The organism is Paenarthrobacter sp. AT5 (genome assembly GCF_032764245.1).
In the GTDB taxonomy this organism is placed as follows: domain Bacteria; phylum Actinomycetota; class Actinomycetes; order Actinomycetales; family Micrococcaceae; genus Arthrobacter; species Arthrobacter ureafaciens.
On the sequence record NZ_CP136441.1, the window covers coordinates 1,585,075 to 1,607,888 of the forward strand.

General features: G+C 64.3%; 24 protein-coding genes. 17 read left to right on the forward strand and 7 right to left on the reverse strand.

The window, feature by feature from the left end; all coding sequences use genetic code 11:
- Positions 1-78 precede the first annotated feature (78 nt).
- Genes RI444_RS07260 through RI444_RS07290 form a run of 7 tightly spaced genes read left to right on the forward strand, consistent with a single transcriptional unit; the run spans position 79 to position 5,814 of the window.
- Entirely contained in the window at positions 79-1,182 is a 1,104-nt protein-coding gene (locus RI444_RS07260) for a histidinol-phosphate transaminase (protein ID WP_031217151.1), read from the forward strand.
- A gap of 59 nt (positions 1,183-1,241) precedes the next feature.
- A complete protein-coding gene (gene hisB / locus RI444_RS07265; protein ID WP_021474318.1) occupies positions 1,242-1,868 on the forward strand; it encodes an imidazoleglycerol-phosphate dehydratase HisB in 627 nt (208 codons plus the stop codon).
- Positions 1,865-2,629, forward strand: coding sequence for an imidazole glycerol phosphate synthase subunit HisH (hisH, locus tag RI444_RS07270; RefSeq protein ID WP_021474317.1), 765 nt, complete (start codon positions 1,865-1,867; stop codon positions 2,627-2,629). Before hisB ends, hisH begins: the two co-directional genes overlap by 4 nt.
- Positions 2,630-2,788, forward strand: coding sequence for a hypothetical protein (locus RI444_RS07275; protein ID WP_021474316.1), 159 nt, complete (start codon positions 2,630-2,632; stop codon positions 2,786-2,788). It abuts the gene before it with no gap.
- A 31-nt stretch (positions 2,789-2,819) separates the two neighbouring features.
- A complete protein-coding gene (gene priA, locus RI444_RS07280; protein ID WP_062096003.1) occupies positions 2,820-3,563 on the forward strand; it encodes a bifunctional 1-(5-phosphoribosyl)-5-((5-phosphoribosylamino)methylideneamino)imidazole-4-carboxamide isomerase/phosphoribosylanthranilate isomerase PriA in 744 nt (247 codons plus the stop codon).
- Positions 3,563-4,450, forward strand: coding sequence for an SseB family protein (locus RI444_RS07285; RefSeq protein ID WP_069694524.1), 888 nt, complete (start codon positions 3,563-3,565; stop codon positions 4,448-4,450). Before priA ends, RI444_RS07285 begins: the two co-directional genes overlap by 1 nt.
- A 53-nt stretch (positions 4,451-4,503) precedes the next feature.
- A complete protein-coding gene (locus tag RI444_RS07290) occupies positions 4,504-5,814 on the forward strand; it encodes an MFS transporter (RefSeq protein ID WP_021474313.1) in 1,311 nt (436 codons plus the stop codon).
- Between the two features lie 127 nt (positions 5,815-5,941).
- Here RI444_RS07290 and RI444_RS07295 read toward each other — a convergent pair whose 3' ends face one another.
- Entirely contained in the window at positions 5,942-6,328 is a 387-nt protein-coding gene (locus RI444_RS07295) for a DUF1844 domain-containing protein (protein WP_031217149.1), read from the reverse strand.
- Positions 6,329-6,691: 363 nt separating this feature from the next.
- Here RI444_RS07295 and infC point away from each other — a divergent pair, with 363 nt between their 5' ends.
- The 4 genes from infC (at position 6,692) to RI444_RS07315 (ending at position 9,727) form a co-directional block, all read left to right on the forward strand.
- On the forward strand, positions 6,692-7,675 hold the full coding sequence (gene infC / locus RI444_RS07300) for a translation initiation factor IF-3 (protein WP_021474311.1): 984 nt from the start codon (positions 6,692-6,694) through the stop codon (positions 7,673-7,675).
- Positions 7,676-7,793: 118 nt separating this feature from the next.
- Positions 7,794-7,988, forward strand: coding sequence for a 50S ribosomal protein L35 (gene rpmI / locus RI444_RS07305; protein ID WP_021474310.1), 195 nt, complete (start codon positions 7,794-7,796; stop codon positions 7,986-7,988).
- 120 nt (positions 7,989-8,108) lie between these two features.
- Positions 8,109-8,789 carry a 50S ribosomal protein L20 gene (rplT, locus tag RI444_RS07310; RefSeq protein WP_021474309.1) on the forward strand — a complete coding sequence of 227 codons (681 nt, stop codon included), beginning with the start codon at positions 8,109-8,111 and terminating at the stop codon, positions 8,787-8,789.
- Between the two features lie 26 nt (positions 8,790-8,815).
- On the forward strand, positions 8,816-9,727 hold the full coding sequence (locus RI444_RS07315; RefSeq protein ID WP_021474308.1) for a TrmH family RNA methyltransferase: 912 nt from the start codon (positions 8,816-8,818) through the stop codon (positions 9,725-9,727).
- Between the two features lie 3 nt (positions 9,728-9,730).
- Here the strand turns inward: RI444_RS07315 and RI444_RS07320 are convergent, their stop codons facing one another.
- On the reverse strand, positions 9,731-10,933 hold the full coding sequence (locus RI444_RS07320; RefSeq protein ID WP_207604908.1) for an MFS transporter: 1,203 nt from the start codon (positions 10,931-10,933) through the stop codon (positions 9,731-9,733).
- Between the two features lie 132 nt (positions 10,934-11,065).
- Between RI444_RS07320 and RI444_RS07325 the strand changes: the two genes are divergently transcribed.
- Positions 11,066-11,500 carry a (deoxy)nucleoside triphosphate pyrophosphohydrolase gene (locus tag RI444_RS07325; RefSeq protein ID WP_031217146.1) on the forward strand — a complete coding sequence of 145 codons (435 nt, stop codon included), beginning with the start codon at positions 11,066-11,068 and terminating at the stop codon, positions 11,498-11,500.
- Between the two features lie 38 nt (positions 11,501-11,538).
- On the opposite strand, the gene RI444_RS07330 is transcribed toward RI444_RS07325, so the two are convergent.
- Entirely contained in the window at positions 11,539-12,630 is a 1,092-nt protein-coding gene (locus RI444_RS07330; RefSeq protein ID WP_207604907.1) for an Rv2578c family radical SAM protein, read from the reverse strand.
- 75 nt (positions 12,631-12,705) lie between these two features.
- Between RI444_RS07330 and pcp the strand changes: the two genes are divergently transcribed.
- A complete protein-coding gene (gene pcp, locus RI444_RS07335; RefSeq protein WP_021474304.1) occupies positions 12,706-13,347 on the forward strand; it encodes a pyroglutamyl-peptidase I in 642 nt (213 codons plus the stop codon).
- Positions 13,348-13,350: 3 nt separating this feature from the next.
- Here pcp and RI444_RS07340 read toward each other — a convergent pair whose 3' ends face one another.
- Positions 13,351-13,983 (reverse strand): SIMPL domain-containing protein, encoded by a 633-nt coding sequence (locus tag RI444_RS07340; protein WP_021474303.1) that lies wholly within the window; start codon positions 13,981-13,983, stop codon positions 13,351-13,353.
- Complete coding sequence (locus tag RI444_RS07345) at positions 13,980-14,423, reverse strand: hypothetical protein (protein WP_021474302.1); 444 nt, start codon at positions 14,421-14,423, stop codon at positions 13,980-13,982. Before RI444_RS07345 ends, RI444_RS07340 begins: the two co-directional genes overlap by 4 nt.
- A 163-nt stretch (positions 14,424-14,586) precedes the next feature.
- On the opposite strand from RI444_RS07345, the gene pheS reads away from it, so the two are divergent.
- Positions 14,587-15,648, forward strand: a complete 1,062-nt coding sequence (gene pheS / locus RI444_RS07350; protein WP_062096013.1) for a phenylalanine--tRNA ligase subunit alpha — start codon at positions 14,587-14,589, stop codon at positions 15,646-15,648.
- A gap of 2 nt (positions 15,649-15,650) precedes the next feature.
- Entirely contained in the window at positions 15,651-18,194 is a 2,544-nt protein-coding gene (gene pheT / locus RI444_RS07355; RefSeq protein ID WP_207604906.1) for a phenylalanine--tRNA ligase subunit beta, read from the forward strand.
- A 103-nt stretch (positions 18,195-18,297) separates the two neighbouring features.
- Here pheT and RI444_RS07360 read toward each other — a convergent pair whose 3' ends face one another.
- Together RI444_RS07360 and RI444_RS07365 are read right to left on the reverse strand one after the other, a co-directional pair.
- Positions 18,298-19,263, reverse strand: a complete 966-nt coding sequence (locus RI444_RS07360; protein WP_207604905.1) for a quinone oxidoreductase family protein — start codon at positions 19,261-19,263, stop codon at positions 18,298-18,300.
- 85 nt (positions 19,264-19,348) lie between these two features.
- On the reverse strand, positions 19,349-20,437 hold the full coding sequence (locus RI444_RS07365; RefSeq protein ID WP_207604904.1) for a fatty acid desaturase family protein: 1,089 nt from the start codon (positions 20,435-20,437) through the stop codon (positions 19,349-19,351).
- A 164-nt stretch (positions 20,438-20,601) separates the two neighbouring features.
- Here RI444_RS07365 and argC point away from each other — a divergent pair, with 164 nt between their 5' ends.
- The gene (argC, locus tag RI444_RS07370; RefSeq protein ID WP_021474296.1) at positions 20,602-21,645 is read left to right on the forward strand and encodes an N-acetyl-gamma-glutamyl-phosphate reductase; all 1,044 of its coding nucleotides are present in this window, start codon (positions 20,602-20,604) and stop codon (positions 21,643-21,645) included.
- Entirely contained in the window at positions 21,642-22,808 is a 1,167-nt protein-coding gene (argJ, locus tag RI444_RS07375; protein ID WP_021474295.1) for a bifunctional glutamate N-acetyltransferase/amino-acid acetyltransferase ArgJ, read from the forward strand. The genes argC and argJ overlap by 4 nt, the downstream gene beginning before the upstream one ends.
- Positions 22,809-22,814: the final 6 nt, after the last annotated feature.

The window sequence follows — 22,814 nt, forward strand, 5'->3', positions numbered from 1 at the left end:
CCCACCGGAAAGTTTCCCAAGGGCCAGGCTCGGTGTCACAGTTACAGGGCACTTCGGCCGGACCCTTAAACTGTTGTAGTGACTGACCAGCTTGAGCGACTCGACCGACTTCCCCTCCGGACCAACCTGCGTGGACTAAGCCCCTATGGCGCTCCGCAGCTTGATGTCCCGATTTTGCTCAACGTGAACGAAAACACCCATGGTGTTCCTGCCGATGTTCAGGCGGCCATCACCGAAGCCGTCGCGGCGGCGGCCACCGGGCTCAATCGCTACCCGGACCGTGAATTCACCGAACTCCGGGAAGCGCTGGCAGAGTACCTCGGCCATGGACTTACTCCCGGCAACATCTGGGCGGCCAACGGCTCAAACGAAGTTCTGCAGCAGATACTCCAGGCCTTCGGGGGCCCCGGCCGTAAAGCGTTGGGCTTCCCGCCCACGTATTCCATGTATCCGTTGCTTGCCAGCGGAACCGATACCGAATACGTCCTCGGTGTCCGGGCGGATGACTACGGTCTGGATGCAGCCTCAGCGGCCAGGCAGGTCGCCGAAACCGGCGCCAACATCGTCTTCCTTTGCTCCCCGAACAACCCGACGGGTACCGGCCTTGGGCTGGACGTCGTGGAGGCCGTCTATGAAGCGGGTGAAGCCAGCCAGGCAATCGTGATCGTGGACGAGGCCTATCACGAGTTCGCCCACGACAACACCCCGAGCGCCTTGACCCTGTTGCCCGGGAGGGAGCGCTTGATCGTCTCCCGGACCATGAGCAAGGCTTTCGCTCTTGCCGGAGCCCGGTTGGGTTACATGGCAGCTGCTCCCGAGGTGACCGATGCGATCAGGCTTGTCCGCTTGCCCTACCACCTCTCTGCCGTCACGCAGGCTACTGCCCTCGCCGCTCTGCGTCACCGCGAGGCCCTGATGGCCGACGTCGAGGATATCAAGGTGCAGCGGGACCGGATCGTGACGGAGCTCCTTCGAATGGGCCTCAAGCCCGCGGCGTCGGACTCCAACTATGTGTTCTTCGGCGGCTTGGAGAACCCGCACGAGGTATGGCAGGGCTTGCTTGATGCCGGCGTGCTGATCCGGGACGTCGGTATCCCCGGCCACCTGCGCGTCACGGCCGGGACCGAGGCGGAAACCACGGCCTTCCTGGAAGCGCTGGAGTCCCTTCTGGAATCCAAGTAGTCCCTGCCCAACTAGACTTGTCCATAGATCCACCCCTCTGTTTGAAGGACGTTCCCCCCATGAGCGAAACCGGTTCAACGCCGTCCGCTGCCCGTACCGCGCGCATGGAGCGCACCACCAGCGAATCCTCCGTGCTGGTGGAGATCAACCTCGACGGCTCCGGCGTCTCCGATATCAGCACATCGGTGCCGTTCTACGACCACATGCTGACGGCGTTGTGCAAGCACTCGCTCATCGACATGACCGTGAAGGCTACGGGCGATACCCACATTGATGCCCACCACACGGTGGAAGACGTGGCCATCACTTTCGGAGAGGTCCTGCGCACGGCCTTGGGCAACAAGGCCGGAATCCGTCGTTTCGGCGAAGCCACCGTTCCCCTCGATGAAGCGCTGGCGCACGCGGTCGTGGATGTGTCCGGCAGGCCCTACCTCGTCCACGGCGGCGAGCCGGCCGGGCAGGAATACCACTTGATCGGCGGACACTTCACTGGATCCCTGACACGTCACGTCTTCGAGGCCATCACTCTCCACGCCGGCATCTGCCTCCACATGAACGTCCTGGCCGGTCGGGATCCCCACCACATCGTGGAGGCCCAGTTCAAGGCCTTCGCCCGCGCGCTGCGTGCCGCCGTGGAGTCCGATCCGCGCGTGGAGGGCATACCCTCCACGAAGGGAGCACTATGAGCAACCAGATCCTCAAGGACGGAGCCGTAGCCGATGCCTCGGCTACGGCCAAGCCGGAGTCTCCCGAGGGTAAACCGACAGTTACGGTACTGGACTACGGTTCCGGTAACGTGCGCTCGGCCGTGCGTGCACTCGAACGCGCCGGAGCGCATGTGATCCTCAGCTCCAAGCCGGAAGATGTCCTTAATGCCGACGGCCTGGTGGTCCCCGGTGTGGGTGCCTTCGAAACCGTCATGAAGGAATTGAAGGCCGTTGACGGTATCCGCATGATCGGCCGTCGTGTGGCAGGCGGACGTCCCGTGCTGGGCATTTGCGTTGGCCTCCAGGTCCTGTTCGAGGCAGGCGTGGAGCACGGCACCGAATCCGAAGGCATGGGCGAGTGGCCGGGCAAGGTGGAACTCCTCCCGGCCCCGGTTGTTCCGCACATGGGATGGAACACTGTGGATGTGCCCGAGGGGTCCAGGCTTTTTGACGGCGTGGAAGGCGAACGTTTCTACTTCGTCCACTCCTACGGAGTCCAGGAATGGAACTTCGACGTCGTCCAGCCGCGGATGGCACCACCGAAGGTGACGTGGGCCGAACACGGTGCCCGCTTCATTGCCGCCGTGGAGAACGGGCCGCTGTGCGCTACGCAGTTCCACCCGGAGAAGTCCGGCGACGCCGGGGCACGGTTGCTGCGCAACTGGGTGGACGGCCTGAGGAAGCCACAGGCCGAAAGCACCGCGCCCGCGGGCAGCGACGGATCCGAAGGCGCCGCCTGAATGTGGTCCGTAGTCCTCATGGGCCTGGCCGGGCTTCTGGTGGGTGGCGGCATTTCCTTCCACCAACAGAAGAAGCCCCGCTGGGTTTCCATATCTTTCTACGTGCTGGCCGGGATGTCCCTGCTCGCTGCGTATCTCCTGACGCTCCCCGGTAAATAAGCCCGCGCTCCCACCAACTGCAAGGACACTCATGACTTCCTCCACCCAGCCCGTACTGGAACTCCTGCCCGCCGTCGACATCGTCGACGGCCAGGCGGTCCGCCTCCTCCAAGGCGAAGCAGGATCCGAAACCAGCTACGGAACGCCGCTGGAAGCTGCCCTGAACTGGCAGGAAGCCGGCGCCGAATGGGTTCACATGGTGGACCTGGATGCCGCGTTCGGACGCGGGAACAACGCCGACCTCATCAGCGAGGTTGTCTCGCAGTTGACGGTAAAGGTGGAACTGTCCGGCGGCCTGCGTGACGACGAATCGCTGGAACGGGCACTCGGCCTCGGAGTGGCCCGGGTCAACCTCGGCACGGCCGCCCTTGAGAACCCGGAGTGGACCCGCCGCGCCATTGAGCGCTTCGGCGACAAGATCGCCGTCGGACTTGATGTCCGCGGAACCACCCTTGCAGGCCGCGGCTGGACCAAAGAGGGCGGTGACCTCTGGGAGGTACTGGGCCGACTGGAAGATGCCGGCTGCGCGCGCTACGTGGTGACCGATGTCACCAAGGACGGCACCTTGCAGGGCCCCAACGTCGACCTCCTGCGCCGAATGGTGGAAAAGACCGGCAAACCGGTGGTTGCCTCGGGCGGCATTTCCAGCCTGGAGGACCTCCGGGTCCTCCGAGAATTGGTCCCGCTGGGCGTTGAGGGCGCGATCGTGGGTAAGGCTCTGTACGCCGGCGCCTTCACCCTGCCCGAAGCCCTGGATGTTGCCGGGCGCCGCTGATGCCGGAAAACCAAGCACCCCGACGCGAACTGCCGGGCCACATCGCCGCGGCACTGGCAGGTGCCGGGGGAGCGACTGATTCCGCAGGGCAACCGTGGGCCGGGCGCAGCCTGAGCGGGGACGCCGCGAAAATCCACAACTTCGAGGACGACGACGGATCAGCCGACGCCGGCTACCTTGCCGCTGTCCGGTCCCTTCTTGACGGTTCGGGCAGCGAGGCGGCCGTCGTTGCATCGCTCGCGACCGCGAGGGTCTTCGTTCCGGTGGTCGCCACGCTCGCCGAGGAAGCTGAAGGGGTGGATGGCCTCCACGCCGACAAGCAGGCCGACATGGCGTTAGTCACCCTCAAAGCACCGGACGGGCGCACGGCAATGCCCGTGTTCACCTCGTCCGCTGCACTCGAGAAGTGGCATGCGGGGGCACGGCCGGTAGCTGTCTACGCTGCCCGCGCTGCCCTTTCCGCAGTTTCCGAGGATGCCCAGTTGCTGGTCCTGGATCCCGGGTCGGAATTCACGTTCGTGGTCCGCCGTCCGGCCGTGTGGGCATTGGCGCAGCAGCGGGACTGGACGCCGTCGTACCAGGATGATCAACTGGAGACGGCTCTCGCTTCTTCTGCGGCCGCTTTCCCGGCTGTCCGGGGCCTGGAGACCCGGCCCGGTGCCGGAGTCGCCTCATTCACGGCGGACGGACGCCAGGTTGCCGGCGGCGGTGCCGGCCCCGAACTTCGCGTCGTGCTGTACCTCGAGGACGGACTCGACGCAGCGGCCGTGCAGTCCTTGGTGGCCGGATTGAACGAAGCGTGGGCCAACCTGGAATCATTCGCCGAAGGCGTCGATTCCATCGAAGTTAAACTGCAGCGCGCGGCGCAGAAGCCCGGGCTGCACTAAAGGCAGGACCCGTTCTCCGGGGACTGCCCCGGGGGAACACGAGGAACCAAGCTGTGAACTTTGCTCTCTACAAAGAGATGCTGGCCAACCGCCCTGTGCGGAGGCTCCTGCTGGTAGGGATGATTGCCCGCATCCCGCACTCGGCAGCAGGCGTGCTGTTGACGCTTCACATCGTCCTCACGTTGGGCCAGGGCTACGCGGCTGCGGGCGCTGCCGCGGCGATCATGACCATCGGCATCGCCCTGGGTGCACCGTGGCGTGGACGCCGCGTGGACATGGTGGGCCTTCGCAAAGCCCTGATCCCTTCGATCGTGTCCGAAGCTGTCATCTGGTCGCTGGTGCCCCACGTGTCCTACGCCTGGCTGTTGCCCCTGGTGTTTGTCGGAGGCCTTTTCACGTTGCCGATCTTCAGTGTGGTACGGCAGTCGCTGGGCGTCATGGTGGACGGCGAACAGCGCAGGGGAGCGTTCGCCCTGGATTCCATCGCCACGGAACTTGTGTTCATGATTGGCCCCGCGGTGGGTGCCGTCATCGCCACGAGCGGCCTTTCGGCCCTGGGCCTGACTGCGGTAGGCCTGTCCGTCTCAGCCGCGGGACTCTTCCTCATCTGGTTCAACCCGCCCACCCGCAGCGAAACGGCATGTAGCCCTGAGGAGTCAGCGGAGCGTGCGGCTGATGAGCTTTCCGCCGCCGAGGCTGCAATGGTTGCCTCGGCGCCCGGCCACGTCCAGGAGGCGGCATCGGAGATGGCCCCCGCGGTGTCCCGAAACGCTGGACTTCGGAGCCGGGTTGCGCGGAACTTCGCGTGGTTCACAGTTTCCGTGGCGGCACTGTTCGCCGTAGCAGCCGGCGCCGGAATGGTCCTGAGCGGTTCGGATGTCAGCATCGTCGGCCTCTTGGAACGCGGCGGCCACGAGAACCAGATCGGCATTGTCTTCTTCTTCTGGTGCGCGGCCTCCGTTGTTGGCGGGCTGGTATACGGCGCCATGAACCGCCCCATTCCGCCCATGCTCCTGCTGCTGGGGATGGCGGCGTTGACTATTCCCATGGGCTTCGCCACGGACACGTGGTCGCTGGCACTCCTGGCTATCCTGCCGGGTCTGCTGTGTGCTCCGGTGTTGTCTGCGTCATCGGAAAAAGTGGCCGACCTCGTGGACGAAGAACGGCGCGGCGAGGCCATGGGCTGGTACGGCTCCGCACTCACAGGTGGCGTTGCCTTGGGCGCACCAATGGCGGGCATCTTTATTGACACTGTCGGCCCAGGGGGTGGTTTCGCCGCCGTCGGAATCGGCGGCGTTGTGCTCTGCCTGACCGGACTGCTGCTGCTCTCCCTGCGGCGGCGCGCTGCCCGCGTACCGCGCTGAGCGCCTGCCGGAAGGACGTTTCCGAAGGTTCAGCGTTTGCCGATGACAGCGCAGCCGGGTTAACGACGACGGCGACTCCACCTTGCGAGGTGGGGTCGCCGTCGTCGTGATCAACCTTGTGGGGGAGTCAGTTCACCGGTCCGGTGAACTTCTCGCCCGGGCCCTTGCCCGGGGCATCGGGAATGAGGGAGGCCTCACGGAAGGCCAGTTGAAGGGAACGCAGGCCGTCACGCAACGGTCCGGCATGCTGGGATCCGATCTCGGGAGCGGCGGCGGTCACGAGCCCGGCAAGGGCGGTGATGAGCTTGCGTGCTTCATCGAGGTCCTTGAGGTCTTCGGCATGTGGATCATCGGCCAGGCCCACCTTCACGGCGGCTGCGCTCATGAGGTGTACCGCGCCCGTGGTGATGACCTCCACCGCGGGGACCTCGGCGATGTCTCGGATCTGCTGGGAAACACCGGCGGCGGCGTCGCTGCCGAAGGAGTTCCGGGAATTGCTGTCTTCAGTGCTCATACTGGTAAGCTTGTCACAGACCGACTGGAAGTCGTTATTCAGCATGAGTCCTCCCGCCGCGTGAATGTGCGCTTGGCGGGTTATTTCTGTAGAATTGACTTTCAGTTAGCAAGCGGAGTTCTCTCCCACCCGCGTCAGCCGTTTTCCTTCGGGAACCAGAGGTTGCCGGGTACCTGGTCGGACATTTCCGGGCACTGCCCTGAAATGCGTAGCCCCCTTATGTGGGGGACTGCTCCCGATCTTCGAGGCCTTCGATTGCACCGGCAATTGGAGGCCTTCTCTTTTTGCCGGCGAAATCACCACAACCACAGGAGCTTTAACATTAGCGAGCCAAGAATCAATGAGCGTATCCGCGTCCCCGAGGTGCGGCTGGTCGGCCCTGCCGGCGAACAGGTAGGAATTGTCCGTATCGAGGACGCCCTGCGTCTGGCTGCGGAGTCCGATCTCGATCTCGTTGAAGTTGCCCCGCAGGCTAAGCCCCCTGTTTGCAAGTTGATGGACTTCGGCAAGTACAAGTACGAGGCCGCAGTGAAGGCGCGCGAGGCCCGCAAGAACCAGACCAACACGGTTCTCAAGGAAATCCGTTTCCGCCTGAAGATCGACAAGCACGACTACGAAACCAAGCGTGGGCATGCCCTCCGCTTCCTCGGTGCCGGAGACAAGGTCAAGGCCATGATCCAGTTCCGTGGCCGCGAGCAGCAGCGTCCCGAAATGGGCATCCGCCTCCTGCAGCGCTTCGCTGAAGACGTTGCCGAGGTCGGCGTTGTGGAGTCTAGCCCGCGCATCGATGGCCGCAACATGGTCATGGTGATCGGTCCGCTGAAGAACAAGGCCGAAGCCAAGGCAGAAGCGCGGCGCGCTGCCCAGCGTGCCGAGGCCAAGGCCCAGAACGAAGCCAAGGCAGCTGCCCGCGTGGATACCTCCGGCGGCCAGGCTCCGATGACCCAGTCCCTCGGAGACCTTCTGCCCGAAGGCCTCCGGTCGGCCGGTGAAGAGCCGGTGCAGGAAACCGAAGCTCCGGTAGTTGAGGCTCCGGCAGTTGAGGAAGCCGCCCCGGCTGTGGCCGAGGAAGCTCCCGCAGCTGAAGCCCCGGTCGAGGAAGCCCCTGCAGTAGAAGCACCTGCAGCGGAAGCCCCCGTTGAGGAAGCCGCCCCGGCTGTGGCCGAGGAAGCTCCCGCAGCTGAGGCCCCGGCCCAGGAAGCACCCAAGCCGGCTGTTCCGGCGGCGCCGAAGCCTGCCGTTCCGGCAGCGCCGAAGCCGATGGCCAAGCCTGCAGCTCCGAAGCCGGCAGCACGCCCGGCGGCTCCCAAGGCCACGCCGAAGCCTGCATCACGCAAGACCAACTAGTTCAACGCCCTTGGAGCTTTGCTTCCAAGGGCAAGCAACCAGCACGCCGGCCCTCGTAGGCCGGCTGCACGAAAGAACTGCGGATACTGTCCGCGGAGACGTAAGGAGATCGGTTCCCATGCCGAAGATGAAGACCCACAGCGGTGCTAAGAAGCGCTTCAAGCTGACCGGTACCGGCAAGCTGAAGCGCCAGCAGGCCAACCGCCGCCACTACCTTGAGCACAAGGCTTCCACGCTGACCCGTCGCCTTGCAGGCGACAAGATCGTCTTCAAGGGCGATGCCAAGGTCATCAAGAAGATGCTCGGCGTCTAAGTTCCAAGTTCTTCGGCGGCTGCCAACCGGCAGTTGCCAACTACACCAAAAGCCTTCTCAGGCCCGCCGGGAATTCCGGTAGTAGCAGCTTGGGATAAAGATTTCTGAAGGAGTACGCACGTGGCACGTGTGAAGCGGGCGGTCAACGCCCACAAGAAGCGCCGGGTTGTCCTCGAACGCGCCAAGGGTTACCGCGGTCAGCGTTCGCGCCTTTACCGTAAGGCAAAAGAGCAGCTGCTGCACTCGTTTGTTTACAGCTACGGCGACCGCCGCAAGCGCAAGGGTGACTTCCGTCGCCTCTGGATCCAGCGCATCAACGCTGCATCCCGCGCCAACGGCCTCACCTACAACCGCCTGATCCAGGGCCTCAAGGCCGCTGAGGTTGAGGTTGACCGCCGCATGCTGGCAGAACTTGCCGTGTCCGATGCCAACGCTTTCACCGCTCTGGTGAACGTTGCCAAGGCTGCACTGCCGTCCGACACCTCCGCTCCGGCCGCCAAGGCTGAAGTTGCTGCTCCCAAGGCAGCCAAGGTTGCTCCGGCCGCCGCTACCGCTACGGCTGTCAAGGCTGTTGTTTCCGAGAAGCCGGCCATCGACGGTGCTGTTGCTGCCGTTGACGGCGAAGGTGCTCCGGAGGGTTACGCCATCAAGGGCAACGCCGAGTCCAAGAAGTACCACGTTCCGGGTTCCACCTGGTACGACAACACCGCTGCTGAGTACTGGTTCTCCACCGTTGAAGCTGCAAAGGCTGCAGGCTTTGAGCCTGCCGGTGGCGAAGCACGCCAGCAGATCAAGAACTAGTCGCAACTGCCACTAAAGTTCTTTATATGAACGAAACCGGGCGCCCGCAAGATTTTCCGATGACCAACCCCCGAGCCGATCGGGTGAAGGATGTCGCGAAGCTTGCCGGGCGCCCGGCGCGTTTAAAGCGGAAGAGGTTCCTCGCAGAGGGTCCCCAGGCCGTACGGGAGGCTCTGACGCTGCACCGTGAGCGGCTCGCCTCAGGGGGCGCCGCCGTCGTCCATGAGGTCTTTGCCAGTGAAGCGTGTCTGGACCGGCTGCCAGAACTTGCCGATCTTGCCAAGGGCACCCTGCTTCGCCTCGCGAGCGATGAGGTCCTGTCCGCCATGGCGGACACCGTGAACCCCCAGGGGATCGTTGCGGTGTGCAGCTTCGTGGACGTGCCCCTTGAGGAAGTGCTCGACGCCGGTCCACGCCTCCTCGCCGTGATGTGCCAGGTGCGGGACCCCGGCAATGCCGGCACAGTACTGCGCGCAGCAGACGCTGCGGGGGCCGACGCGGTGATCCTCACGGGATCAAGCGTGGACATCTACAATCCCAAGGCCGTCCGGTCCACCGCGGGGTCTTTGTTCCACCTCCCGGTGGTGCTGGGTGCTGACGTGGAGCAAGTGGTGGCCTTGTGCAAGGCCCGGGGGATCGGCATCCTGGCCGCTGATGGTTACGGCACCGTCAACCTGGACAAGCTGCAGGATGAGAATGCAGCCCGTCGCCTGGGCAATACCGACGTAGCATCCGACTACGCGCTGGAAGCGCCCACCGCCTGGCTCTTCGGGAATGAGGCACAGGGACTGTCCGACGCCGAGCTGGCCTTGGCTGACCACAGGGTTGCTGTGCCGGTCTACGGGGCGGCAGAGAGCTTGAACCTGGGTACTGCAGCTACCGTCTGCCTCTACGCCAGCGCCCGCTCCCAGCAAGATGCCGGGGTTCGGAGGCCCTAAGGCTCAGGCCAGGGGCTTCCTGCGTTCCACGAGCCCGCTGATCACGGCTACGCCCACGCCGAGAACGGCGAGCACTGCACCGACCAGCGCCGGTGCCACGTAGCCCCATCCCCAGGCGATGACGGTGCCGCCGAGGAAAGCTCCCAGGGCGTTGGCGATGTTGAGCGCGGAATGGTTCAAAGAGGACGCCAGGGAAGCCGCGCCGGGGGCGGCGTCGAGGAGCCGCGTCTGCAGGGCGGGAGTCAGCATGGAGCCGATGCCACCGACGACGAAGGCCATGAGGAACGCGGACCAGGCCCAGTTGGCCGCAATCGCGTAGACCACCAAGGCAACAGCGATGCCCGGCATCACGAAGTAGATGGTGCCCATGACGGACCGGTCGGCGATGCGCCCGCCGATGATGTTGCCCACCACCATGCCCACGCCATACAGGGCGACGACTGCGGGTATGAAGTTCTCCGGTATGCCTGCGACGCTGGTCATGGTGTGGGCGATGTAGGTGTAGACGGCAAAGAACCCGCCAAAGCCGATGATGCCGATCAGCAGTGCCAGCCAGACTTGCAGCCGCTTGAGGGCGCCGAGTTCGCGACGGATGCTCGCCTCCGGATGTACGGGTTCGAAGGGCACGAATTTCCAGACCATTGCCACCGTGCCGAGGCCGATGGCCCCCACGATGACGAACAGCAGCCGCCACCCGAACGTCTGACCAACCCACGTGGCCAGCGGGACGCCGATGACGTTGGAGACGGTCAGCCCGGCCATGACCATGGAAATCGCCCAGCCGCGCTTGGTGGGCGCCACGAGGCTCGCTGCAATCACGGCCGCGACGCCGAAGAAGGCGCCGTGGGGTAGTCCCGAGGCGAAGCGCGACACCAGCATCAGCCCGTAGTCGGGAGCGATGAAGGACGTCAGGTTGGCCACCGAGAGGAACAGCATGAGACCGAGGGCCAGGTGCTTCCTTGGCAGTTTGGCGCCGAAGGCCGCAAAGACCGGCGCTCCTATGACCACGCCAAGGGCGTAGGCGGAGATCAGGTTGCCGGCCTCGGGGGTGCTGATCGCAAGCCCTTCTTCAACTTCCTTCAGCAGGCCCATCATGGCGAACTCTGTGGTGCCGATGGCGAATCCGCCCATGGCCAGCGACAGTATGGCCAGACCAAGGTGGCGTTTGGCGGATCGCTGGACGGGTGGAGACATGGTTGTAGTCATGAGCCTGCTTCTTGAGGGTGCCTTGGGGCCTGGGAAAGTGGAGAAAGTCCAGAGTCAAGCTTAGTGCTCCGGAGGGTTCGCAGCCGTGTTATGTGATAATCCCCATGGACCCGGCCACCCTAGACTGGTGCGGTGACTGCAATGATCAATGTCGTGGGGGCGGCCGTCGTCGACTCCCTGGAACAACCCTCCAGGCTGTTGGCCGCCCGGCGTACCGCGCCGCCTAAATTCGCCGGGATGTGGGAGTTCCCCGGCGGAAAAGTCGAGGCGGGCGAATCCGCTGAGGCTGCCCTGCATCGCGAACTGGGCGAGGAACTGGGCATCACCGTGCGTCTTGGCCGTGAAGTGGACTCCGGAAGTCCATCCGGCTGGCCACTGAACGAGCAGGCGGTGATGCGGGTCTGGTTCGCGGAAGTGTCAGAGGGGGAGCCGCAACCGCTCGAGGATCATGACGAGCTCCGCTGGGTGCGTCTTGACGGGCATGAGGAGGTCATGGAGCTTCCATGGATCCCCGCGGATCTACCCATTGTCCGGGCCTTGCTGGACCGGGTCGCAGCGGCGGGCTAGCCACGGCGCAGGCGGGGTTGTCTGCAAAAACTGGCGTTCTAGAACAGCGGCTGTTGGTCCGGGGTGTGTGCAGCCTGATGCTCGGCATCAGTGCGGCTGGAAGCCGCCGGTTTGGCGTTCCGGTGACTGAATCCGGACGTGCCCTTGAATCCGTACTTCGCCTTGAAGTAATTGATCCGACCGGACAACCACACCCGGTAGTCTTTCGGGGCGTAAGCGCCTTGACCGTAGAGGCGGCGGTAGCGGCCCACCAGCTCCGGATGGTTGGCGGCGAGCCATTTCAGATACCACTCGCGGGTGCCTGGCTTGAGGTAGAGGGCGCCGGCTGTGACCCCGGTGGCACCGGCAGCCGCCAGTTCCGAAAAAAGGGAGTCGAGTGCTTCATCGGAGTCGGTCAGCCATGGAAGGATCGGCATCGCCATGACGCCGCAGCCCAGGCCGGCGTCGCGCAGCCTTGCTATGAGCTTAAGGCGTGCCCGGGGCGACGGCGTTCCAGGCTCCATCAGTTCGGCGAGGTCCGCGTTGGTCATTGCGAGTGAGATCCCAAGGTCCACCGGAACCTGGGCTGCTGCGTGCTTGAGGAGGGGAATGTCCCTTGCCAGGAGGGTGCCCTTGGTCAGAATCGAGAACGGCGTGCCGGAGTCGGCCAGGGCACGGATAATTCCCGGCATCAACGCGTACCGGCCCTCGGCACGCTGGTAGGGGTCGGTGTTGGTCCCCAGCGCAACCTGATGCCGCTGCCATGACGGCTTCGCCAACTCCTTGCGCAGCACCTCTGCTGCGTTGATCTTCACCACCACTTGGGAATCAAAGTCCCGGCCGGAGTCGAAATCCAGGTAGGTGTGGGTCTTGCGGGCAAAGCAATAAACGCAGGCATGGCTGCAGCCACGGTAAGGATTGACGGTCCATTCGAAGGGCATGTTTGAACCGGATGGCACCTTGTTGAGCACTGACTTGGCGGTGACCTCGTGGAAGGTGACTCCGGAAAACTCGGGTGTTGAGATGGAACGCACCAGCCCGGCCAGTGGCAGCAGGGCATCCGTGACCGGGGCAGGGCCTGGAGTTCCGCCGTCACTGTTCCCGGACAAGCCGTCACTGGTAGGTGAAAGTGCTTGTGCGTTCCATCTCATGGGTTCAATTCGAAGGTATGTTCGAATTTAAGTCAAGCGTCCGCAGGAGCATCCCCGGGTTGCTACTGTTGCCCCATGATCCTCCTGACCGGGTTCGAACCCTTTGGCGGCGATTCCGTGAATCCTTCCTGGCAGGCAGTAGGGGGCGCGGCTGCGTTGCTGCGCGGCGACGGCCTTGATGTTGAGACTCTGGAGTTGCCGTGCGTGTTCGGCGAATCGGCGCGCGTCCTGGAGGCAACCATTGATGCGATCCACCCCCGGATTGTCGTGGCCGTAGGACTGGCCGGAGGCCGTTCACGGATGTCCCTTGAACGCGTGGCCATCAACGTCGATGACGCGCGAATACCGGATAACCAAGGCAACAGGCCCATCGACCAGGACATAGTCCGGGGCGGGCCGGCGGCATACTTCACCACCTTGCCCATCAAAGCGGCCCTGCGGAACCTGCAGATTGAGGGCATCAGGGCGGAGGTCTCGCAGACGGCCGGGACCTACGTCTGCAACCACGTGTTCTACTCGCTCATGAAGACGGCGGCAGGGAAGACCGGAATCCGGGCGGGCTTTATCCATGTTCCCTACCTGCCGGAGCAGGTGCTTAACGGCAGCAGCATCCCCACCATGGCCCTGGATGACATGGTGCGGGGGATTTCCGTGGTTGTCCGCACTGCCCTTCAAACTACGGTTGATGAGCAGTTTGCTGCCGGGGCGATCCACTAAGCCTTAGCCGGCTACCAAGTCCCATTCCACCCTGACACTTGCGGACACCGACGATGTGCCGGCCTCCACGGGCAGTGTCTCGGCAGCGTAGGCACGTACCAGCCCACCCACCGGGACGGGTGCGCCGGCCGGTGCCTGCTCTGAAACGGAGATGACCCCGCCGAGCTCAGCTCCCGCCAGCCGTGCGTAGCGCTGTGCTTTGGCCAAGGCATCGGACCAGGCAGCTTGCTGCGCTGAAGCGATCAGGCCTGACGCATCGGCGAAGCCCTGTTCAAGGCCGTTGATCCTGATGGCGTCGCCGCCTGCGGCAACCGCAGAAGCGATGACGGCGGGAGCGCTTGATGGTGAGCGGAGGCCCACGTGCAGGGCCGCCGTGGCCACGTAGCCCGTCACCTTCTGTCCCTGGCCTTCGGCCCACACCGAATCCGCGCGAAGATTGAGTCCGCTCGTGCGCAGATCGGCCTCCAGTACCCCCTCGGAGCGCAACGCTGCGGCAACAGCGGTGGCGGCAGCTCCGGCGTCGGAATAGGCCCTTTCCGCCGTGTCACGGCGGGTCTCGACTCCGAGCGTCAATGTCACGGTGTCCGGAGTTGCCGAAGCACTTCCCGTTCCCGTTACCGTCATGGTGCGTTTCATGCTGCCTCGATTCCTTCTCCGGCATGCCGGTGTTGGCCAGGAGGGCTGATGTAGCCGCCGGCCTCAAGTCCGGCCTGACGTTCGAAGATATTGGCCAGGCCCGGGTTGCCCGTACGCAGTACGGACCAGCAGGCAGCCGCCCCGTAGAAGACCAGGAAGGGCAGGCCCAGGCAGTAGGCGTACTGGGTGCTGTGACGTTCCTCGTGGCCAAGCAACACTTCGTTGCGGCCGGCTACGTCGCGACCAGCCCTGTAGAGGACGACGTTCCCCATGGTGAAAGCCCCCGCCTTGGGAAGTTTCCATGCATAGTCGGAAGCGATGATCAGTCCGCGTGGACCGGGACGCCGCGGCGACTTGGACGCGACCGCTATCACCAGGCCCAGCGGCGTGCTGAGATTGACGACGTTCGCGATCTGGCGCAGGCGCTGCCCGGGAGTCATGAAGCCATGCTAACCCCCGGGCCTTGCCCGGCAGCAGGGCAAAGACCGGCAAGGCGGAGCGGTTCAACTAGACTGGAAGGCGGTGTTCGCCATGTGGCGTCCACCACCGTTTGTCCTGCAGCCGCCACGCCGGCCGCTTCCGACTCGTAGCTAAGAACAGTAGATGACTGACACTTTGCCAGGCGCCGCCGTCCCGAACCCTCTGGACGAAGCCGCCATCACCGCTGCCGTTGAGGACGCCCTAGCAGCCATTGCCGGCGCAACCTCCCTCGAAGAACTCAAAGCCGTCCGCCTCGCGCACACCGGCGAGAAGTCGCCGCTCAGCCTTGCCAACCGCGAAATCGGCGGCTTGGCGAAGGAACACAAAGCGGCCGCCGGCAAGCTGCTGGGCTCCTCCCGGGGTCGCGTCAACCAGGCGCTCGCAGCCCGCAACGAGGTCCTCGAAGCGGAGAATGACGCCCGCATCCTGGTGGAAGAGACAGTAGACGTCACCGCCGCTCCGCGCCGCCGTCGCGCAGGCGCCCGCCATCCTCTGTCCACGCTGCAGGACCGCGTCTCGGACATCTTCGTCGGGATGGGCTGGGAAATCGCCGAAGGCCCGGAGGTGGAGTCCGAGTGGTTCAACTTCGACGCCTTGAACTTCAAGCCGGACCACCCTGCCCGCGAGATGCAGGACACGTTCTTCGTGGAGCCGCCGGAGGCGCATCTCCTCATGCGCACCCACACCTCACCGGTGCAGGTGCGTTCCATGCTGGAGCGCGAGGTTCCCATCTACGTGCTCTGCCCCGGAAAGGTGTTCCGGACCGACGAGCTCGATGCGACCCACACGCCGGTGTTCCACCAGTTCGAGGGCCTGGCCATCGACAAGAACCTCAGCATGGCGGACTTGCGCGGAACGTTGGAGCACTTCGCCCGGCAGATGTTCGGCGACGAAGCTTCCATCCGCCTGCGCCCCAACTACTTCCCCTTCACGGAGCCTTCGGCGGAGCTGGACATCTGGCACCCGGGCGCCAAGGGTGGCCCGCAATGGATTGAGTGGGGCGGCTGCGGCATGGTCAATCCCAACGTCCTCCGGGCAGCAGGCATCGACCCGGAAGTCTATTCAGGTTTTGCCTTCGGCATGGGCATCGAGCGCACCCTCATGTTCCGCAACGAGGTTGGCGACATGCGCGACATGATCGAAGGCGACGTACGTTTCAGCGAGCACTTCGGGATGGAGATCTAACAGTGCGTATCCCACTTTCCTGGTTGCGCGAGTTCGCACAGGTACCGGCCGATGCTACGGCCGAAGACGTCATGGCTGACCTGGTGAAGGTCGGCTTCGAAGAAGAAGAGGTCCACCGGCCCACGGACACCCTGAAGGGGCCGGTCGTCGTCGGGCAGGTGCTCAGCCTGGTCAAGGAACCGCAGAGCAACGGCAAGACCATCAACTGGTGCCAGGTCCGGGTCGTTCCCGAAGGGCAGGAACAGACCCTCACCGGCAAGGGCATAGATCCGTCCGGCGTCCAGGGCATTGTTTGCGGCGCGCACAATTTCGTGGAGGGGGACAAGGTTGTTGTGACCCTGCCGGGCGCCGTGCTGCCCGGGGACTTCCACATCTCTGCCCGCAAGACCTACGGTCACATGTCTGCTGGAATGATCGCTTCGGTCCGCGAGCTGGGCATCGGCGACGACCACGACGGCATCCTGGTGCTGTCCCGGATCGGTTTGGACCCGGAAATTGGAACCGACGCAATGGAACTGCTCGGCCTGTACGACCAAGCAGCGGAAATCAACGTCACTCCCGACCGCGGTTATGCCTTTTCCATCCGAGGAGTGGCCCGCGAATACGCCCACGCCACGGGTACCGCCTTCACGGATCCGGCATCCAAGGTCAACGCACCTGCCGGGCTCCAAGGCGGATACGGCGTCAAGCTCAACGACGACGCTCCGATCTACGGCAAGCCCGGCTGCGACCGTTTCGTCGCCAGGACTGTCCGGGGTGTGGACCCGACGCGTCCCACGCCGCCGTGGATGTCATCCCGGCTTCGTCTTGCCGGCATCCGGAGCATCTCCCTGCCGGTGGACATCTCCAACTACGTCATGTTGGAACTCGGCCAGCCGAACCACTGCTATGACCTGGACAAGTTGTCCGGTGACATCGTCGTGCGGCGTGCCGTAGCCGGCGAGAAGATCACCACGCTCGATGACAAGGAGCGGACCCTCCACCCCGAGGATCTGCTGATCACCGACGATTCCGGTGCGATCGGCATTGCCGGCGTCATGGGCGGCGCCCACACCGAGGTATCGGATTCCACCACCAGCATCCTGGTGGAAGCGGCACACTTCGACGAGGTTTCGATTGCCCGTTCCCGCCGCCGGCACAAGCTGCCGTCCGAGGCTTCCAAGCGCTTCGAACGCGGCGTGGACTGGCACGTGGCCGACGTCGCCGCCCAGCGCGTCGTGGACCTGCTGGTGGAACTGGCCGGCGGCACCGCTGACGCGACCGGGACGGACGTCGGAACCGTGCCGGACGCCGTCACCATCGAACTGCCTGCCGACTATGCCTCGAAGCGGATCGGCATCGATTTCACGGAGGAGCAGGTCACCACTTCCCTCGTTGACCTTGGCGCCACCGTGGAAAAGAACGACGGCGGCTACCGGGTTACGGCTCCAAGCTGGCGCCACGACCTCGAAACCAAGGAAGACCTGTCCGAGGAAGTCGCCCGTCTGGTCGGTTATGACAACATTCCCGCCACCTTGCCCGTGGCACCTCCGGGCCGTGGCCTGAGCCGGACCCAGCAGCAGAAACGTCGCGTGGTGCAGGCCCTGGCAGATGCAGGCCTGACTGAGGTTCTGTCCTACCCGTTCGTCTCCAAGGCCGCCAACGATACCTTCGGGGTAGCCGAGGAAGGCGCCGAACGGCCGGCACTGAAGCTCGCCAACCCGATCAGCGAAGAGCAGGGTTTCCTTCGCACGTCGATCCTGCCGGGACTGATCGAGGTCGCACGCCGGAACCACTCGCGGGGCTTCCGCGACGTAGCGTTGTACGAGGCCGGTTCGGTGTTCTTGCCGGAAGGGAAAATCGGTACCGAAAGCATCCCGCCGTTGGGCGTCAGGCCTGCGGATGAGGTTCTGGAGGGATTGTTCGACGGCGTTCCGCACCAGCCGCTGCACATCGCGGCGGTCCTGACCGGCCATGATTCGCCGGCTGCCGCGACGCACACGCCGCGTGCCTGGGACTGGGCCGATGCCTTGGATGTTGCGCGGCTGATTGCCGACGTCCTTGGGGTTGAGCTGGTAGTCAGCCAGGGCAGCCACCAGGCCTTCCACCCGGGCCGGGCTGCCCGTCTGGCACTGCGCAGCGGTGACGTCGTGGGCTACGCCGGCGAACTGCACCCCAAGCTTTTGGCCGCCCACGACATGCCTGCGCGCTCCGTGGCGATGGAGATCAACGTCGAAGCGCTCTTTGAGGCTGCTGCTGACGTGATCGTCGCCAAGCACATCTCGGGCTTCCCCGTGGCCACCCAGGATGTGGCCCTGGTGGTCCCGCAGGATGTGCCCGCCGATGACGTCCTTGCCGCGCTCCGGGAGGGCGCAGGAGTGCTGCTGGAAGACGTGGCACTGTTCGATGTCTACTCCGGACCGGGCATCGAAGAGGGTAAGAAGTCTTTGGCCTTCGGACTGCGCTTCCGCGCTGATGACCGTACCCTGACGGCAGATGAAGCTTCAGAGGCCCGGTCAGCTGCGGTGGCTGTTGCTGCCGAACGCTGTGGAGCCGTCCAGCGCTAGCAGTGCTGCCAGCGAAGTGAAAGGCCCTGACAACCGTTCCGTTATGGATTCGGTTGTCAGGGCCTTTTGTCGCTTCAGGGCCTGCGTGCTGTCCGGGTCGCGGCTAGGGGAGGAGCAGCACCTTGCCGGTGGTCTTCCGGCCTTCCAGGTCCCTGTGGGCCTGGGCTGCTTCTGCCAGCGGGTAGGTGGCGCCGACCCGGACGGACAACGTGCCGTTGGCGGCGGCGTCGAAAATTTCTGCGGCCCGCCAGCGCCGTTCGTGGGCGTTCTGGACAAAGTGGCCCATCGTGGGACGCGTCAGGGAGAGTGAACCTCCGGCGTTGAGCCGCTGGGGATCGAACGGTGGAACGGGCCCGGAAGCCGCTCCGAACAGCACCATGGCGCCGCGGATCCGCAGGCTTCTCAGGGAATCGTCGAAAGTGTCCTTGCCGACGCCGTCGTACACCACATTCACGCCCTCACCGTCGGTGAGTTCCCGTACCTTGTCCGCAAAACCTTCGTAGCGCAGGACCTCATCGGCTCCCGCAAGCCGGGAAAGTTCGGCTTTTTCGTCCGAAGAGACGGTGGTGATGACCCTGGCTCCGCGTGCCTTCAGCAGCTGGGTCAGCAGGAGGCCGACGCCACCGGCGCCTGCGTGGAGCAAAACGGTGTGTCCCGGTTCCACCCGGAATGACGAGTTCATGAGGTAGTGGGCAGTGATGCCTTGGAGCGGCAAAGCGGCTGCGGTGTGGTCATCAACCCCGGCCGGGACAGGCAGGGCCTTATCGACATCCACTACGGCGTACTCGGCGTAGGTCTTGGTTGCTTCCGCGGTGGCTACCCTGTCGCCAACAGCAAAATCTTCGACGCCTTCGCCCACCGCTTCAATGGTTCCGGCGGCTTCTGCGCCGGGAGTGAAAGGGTATTGAACCTTGTAGATCCCGCTGCGCTGGTAGGTCTCGATGAAGTTGACGCCGGCCGCCGCGACCTTGATCAGCAGCTGGCCTGCGCCTGGGACGGGAGGTTCGACTGAAGCGTACTCGAGGACTTCAGGTCCTCCCGGTTGACTGGCAACAATGGCATGCGACATGGTGGCTCCTCACTCCGGGACGGTCCTTCCGGTGCCCGGTTTCAGGTTCCATCCTAGGGACGGACGGGACGCGACCGCGAAATTCCTAGCGTCGTCCGTGGGTTGAAGCCACCGGGCAATCGAAGCCGCGCCCGGCCGCCAGGCCTACCTCGTTCAGGTACCTGACCACTATTCCGTAGGACGCGGCCAGAGACGTTTCCGTGTAGGGGATGGAGTGCTTGGCGCAGAATGCACGCACTATTTCGGCTGCCTGGTGCAGGTGCGGGCGGGCCATATCCGGGAACAAGTGGTGCTCCACTTGCCTGTTGAGGCCGCCGAGGAGGAAGTCCATGAAGAGGCCGCCGGCGATGTTCCGTGAGGTCAGGACCTGCCTGCTGAGGAAATCCACCCGGCTTTGTTTCGGCAGGACCGGCATTCCTTTGTGGTTGGGAGCGAAGGAGGCGCCCATATAGAAGCCGTACACCATGATTTGCACGCCGAGGAATGCGAACGCCATGCCGATGGGCAGGAATGTGAAGGCCAGAACGGGCAATACGGCAAGCCGGGCCACGAGGATAGGGGTCTCTACCCAGCGGTGGCGGACTTTGCCCCGGCTGAAGACGTATCGAAGGGAATCGAACTGGAGGCTGATGCCGAGCAGCGTGAGGAGCGGAAAGAAGAACCAGCCTTGCTTTCGGGTGAGGAACGCCAAGGGTCCTTTGCGTTGCGCCGCTGCCTCTTCGTAGAACACCAGGGCGTTGTTCCGGATGTCCGGATCCTTGGAAATGACGTTCGGGTGGTTGTGGTGGGCTCCGTGTTTCTGTTCCCACCACGAATAGCTGATGCCTGCCACCCCCGTAGCCAACAGGCGGGCGGACCAGTCATTGGCGCGGCGGGATGCGAAAATCTGCTTGTGGCCGGCCTCGTGGGCCAGGAAGCTCAGTTGCGTACAGAAGATCCCCAGGGCTGCGGCGATCAGCAGCTGATACCAGGAGTCGCCGATGAGTGCGAAGCCCAGCCAGGTACCTGCCATGAGGAGCATCAAGGCCACGAAAAGCCAGATGTAGAAGCCGCTGCGGCGTTCGAGCAGCCCGGCCTTCTTGACGCTCTTCAGGAGTTCCGAATAGCTCTGGACCACCGGGTTGGGTTGGATTGCGCGAACTTTGGGCCGCTCAGATGTGGAAGTGGGTGCCAAGAATGTGCCCCGTATCGATAACGGGCAACGCTGCAGCCGACGTTCGGACTGCACGGTCTGGATCACCCTCCATCAAGCATACCGGAAATGTCCTAACAAATACGATGTTTAGGGCATGCATAAATATCGGTGCCAATGAATACTTTTGCTGTATCATGGGGCTCATGACTATTTCTGTTGCTGTCTCCGGTGCCAGTGGCTATGCCGGGGGAGAAGTGCTGCGCCTGCTGGCCAACCATCCCAACGTCACCATCGGCGCCATTACGGCGCACAGCAACGCTGGTTCCAGACTAGGGGAGTTGCAGCCTCATCTCCATGGGCTCGCCAGCCGGATCCTGGAAGACACCACCGTGGAGAACCTGGCCGGGCATGACGTCGTGTTCCTCGCCCTTCCGCACGGTGCCTCCGCGGAGATTGCCGCGCAACTGCCGGAAGGAACAGTGGTGATCGACGCCGGAGCGGACCACCGTTTGCAGGACGCCGCCGCGTGGGAAAAGTTCTACGGATCCGCCCATGCAGGTACCTGGCCGTACGGCCTGCCCGAACTCCCGGGCCAGCGCGAGGCGCTGAAGGGCGCAACGCGGATCGCCGTTCCCGGCTGCTACCCGACGTCGTCGCTGCTGGCGTTGGCGCCCGGCTTCGCCAGCAACCTCCTCCAGGCGGACGACGTCGTCATTGTCTCCGCGTCCGGAACCTCCGGTGCAGGCAAGGCAGCGAAGGTGAACCTCATTGGTTCCGAGGTCATGGGCTCCATGAGCCCGTACGGCGTGGGTGGCGGGCACCGCCACACGCCGGAAATCGAACAGGGACTCAGCAACGCCGCAGGCGAACCCGTAACGGTGTCCTTCACGCCCACGCTGGCGCCCATGAGCCGCGGCATTCTGACGACGGCCACCGCGAAAGTGCGGCCGCAGGCAGGACTCAGCGTGACAGCCTCCGAGCTGCGCCAGGCATGGGCAGACGCCTACGACGACGAGCCGTTCGTTCACCTTCTGCCGGAGGGGCAGTGGCCCAGTACCAAGTCCGTACAGGGCTCCAACCACGCCGTCATGCAGTTGGCTTTCGATGCCCACACCGGCCGGGTGATCGTCACCTGCGCCATCGATAACCTCACCAAGGGAACTGCCGGCGGTGCCGTGCAGTCAATGAACATAGCCCTCGGCCTGGATGAAACCGCCGGCCTGAACCTGCAGGGAGTTGCACCGTGACCATTACCGCCCCCAAGGGATTCCGCGCCTCTGGAATCACAGCCGGCATCAAGGCATCAGGCAATCCGGACCTGGCCCTCGTTGTCAATGACGGCCCGCAGAAAGCAGCGGCCGCAGTCTTCACGTCCAATCGTGTTGCCGCAGCTCCCGTGCATTGGTCGCGCCAGGTTGTCACGGACGGCCGCGTTGACGCCGTCGTCCTGAATTCGGGCGGCGCCAACGCCTGCACGGGTCCGCAGGGTTTCCAGAACACCCACGCCACCGCAGAGAAAGTGGCCGAGGTGCTGGGAGTCTCAGCTTCCGACGTCGTGGTGTGTTCCACCGGCCTGATCGGCGAGCAGCTCCCCATGGACAAGATCCTCCCGGGTGTCGAAGCGGCAGCCAAGGAACTGAGCGAGGACGGCGGCAGTGCCGCGGCCACCGCAATCATGACCACGGACAGCGTCTCCAAGGAAGCTGTCTTCACGGGCAAGGACGCACAGGGCAAGTCCTTCACCGTGGGTGGCATCGCCAAGGGCGCAGGCATGCTCGCCCCGGGCCTCGCCACCATGCTGGTGGTCCTCACCACCGACGCCGAGGTGCCGGCCAACGAACTCGACGTCGTCCTCCGCGACGCCACGCGCGTCACCTTCGACCGTGCTGATTCCGATGGCTGCATGTCCACCAACGACACCGTGGTGTTGCTTGCCTCAGGAGCGTCGGAAGCACTGCCCTCCGCCGAGCAGCTCAGCGAAGCCGTCACCAACGTGTGCGCCGATCTCGCCCGGAAGCTGATTGGGGATGCCGAAGGCGCCAGCCACGACATCGCCATCCGCACTTTCAATGCAGCCAGCGAACGCGACGCTGAAATCGTCAGCCGGGCAGTAGCCCGCTCCAACCTGTTCAAGGCCGCCATTTTCGGGAAGGACCCCAACTGGGGGCGGGTCTTGTCAGCAGTGGGCACCACCGATGCCGTCTTCGAAGCAGACCAGCTGAACGTGTCCATGAACGGCGTCCAGATCTGCCGCAACGGCGCCATTGGTGATGACCGCAACCTCGTGGACCTCGAACCGCGTGAAGTCCGGGTGGACATCGACCTCCAGGCAGGCGACGCCGAGGCCACCATCTGGACCAACGACCTCACGCACGACTACGTGCATGAGAACAGCGCGTACTCGAGCTAAGGATGA

Bases quoted from the DNA above. Each gene is read 5' to 3' on its own strand.
- hisB (WP_021474318.1), top strand. From the start codon at position 1,242: ATGAGCGAAACCGGTTCAACGCCGTCCGCTGCCCGTACCGCGCGCATG.
- hisH (WP_021474317.1), top strand. From the start codon at position 1,865: ATGAGCAACCAGATCCTCAAGGACGGAGCCGTAGCCGATGCCTCGGCT.
- RI444_RS07275 (WP_021474316.1), top strand. From the start codon at position 2,630: ATGTGGTCCGTAGTCCTCATGGGCCTGGCCGGGCTTCTGGTGGGTGGC.
- priA (WP_062096003.1), top strand. From the start codon at position 2,820: ATGACTTCCTCCACCCAGCCCGTACTGGAACTCCTGCCCGCCGTCGAC.
- RI444_RS07285 (WP_069694524.1), top strand. From the start codon at position 3,563: ATGCCGGAAAACCAAGCACCCCGACGCGAACTGCCGGGCCACATCGCC.
- RI444_RS07295 (WP_031217149.1), bottom strand. From the start codon at position 6,328: ATGAGCACTGAAGACAGCAATTCCCGGAACTCCTTCGGCAGCGACGCC.
- rpmI (WP_021474310.1), top strand. From the start codon at position 7,794: ATGCCGAAGATGAAGACCCACAGCGGTGCTAAGAAGCGCTTCAAGCTG.
- RI444_RS07315 (WP_021474308.1), top strand. From the start codon at position 8,816: ATGAACGAAACCGGGCGCCCGCAAGATTTTCCGATGACCAACCCCCGA.
- RI444_RS07320 (WP_207604908.1), bottom strand. From the start codon at position 10,933: ATGACTACAACCATGTCTCCACCCGTCCAGCGATCCGCCAAACGCCAC.
- RI444_RS07330 (WP_207604907.1), bottom strand. From the start codon at position 12,630: ATGAGATGGAACGCACAAGCACTTTCACCTACCAGTGACGGCTTGTCC.
- pcp (WP_021474304.1), top strand. From the start codon at position 12,706: ATGATCCTCCTGACCGGGTTCGAACCCTTTGGCGGCGATTCCGTGAAT.
- RI444_RS07340 (WP_021474303.1), bottom strand. From the start codon at position 13,983: ATGAAACGCACCATGACGGTAACGGGAACGGGAAGTGCTTCGGCAACT.
- RI444_RS07345 (WP_021474302.1), bottom strand. From the start codon at position 14,423: ATGACTCCCGGGCAGCGCCTGCGCCAGATCGCGAACGTCGTCAATCTC.
- pheS (WP_062096013.1), top strand. From the start codon at position 14,587: ATGACTGACACTTTGCCAGGCGCCGCCGTCCCGAACCCTCTGGACGAA.
- RI444_RS07360 (WP_207604905.1), bottom strand. From the start codon at position 19,263: ATGTCGCATGCCATTGTTGCCAGTCAACCGGGAGGACCTGAAGTCCTC.
- argC (WP_021474296.1), top strand. From the start codon at position 20,602: ATGACTATTTCTGTTGCTGTCTCCGGTGCCAGTGGCTATGCCGGGGGA.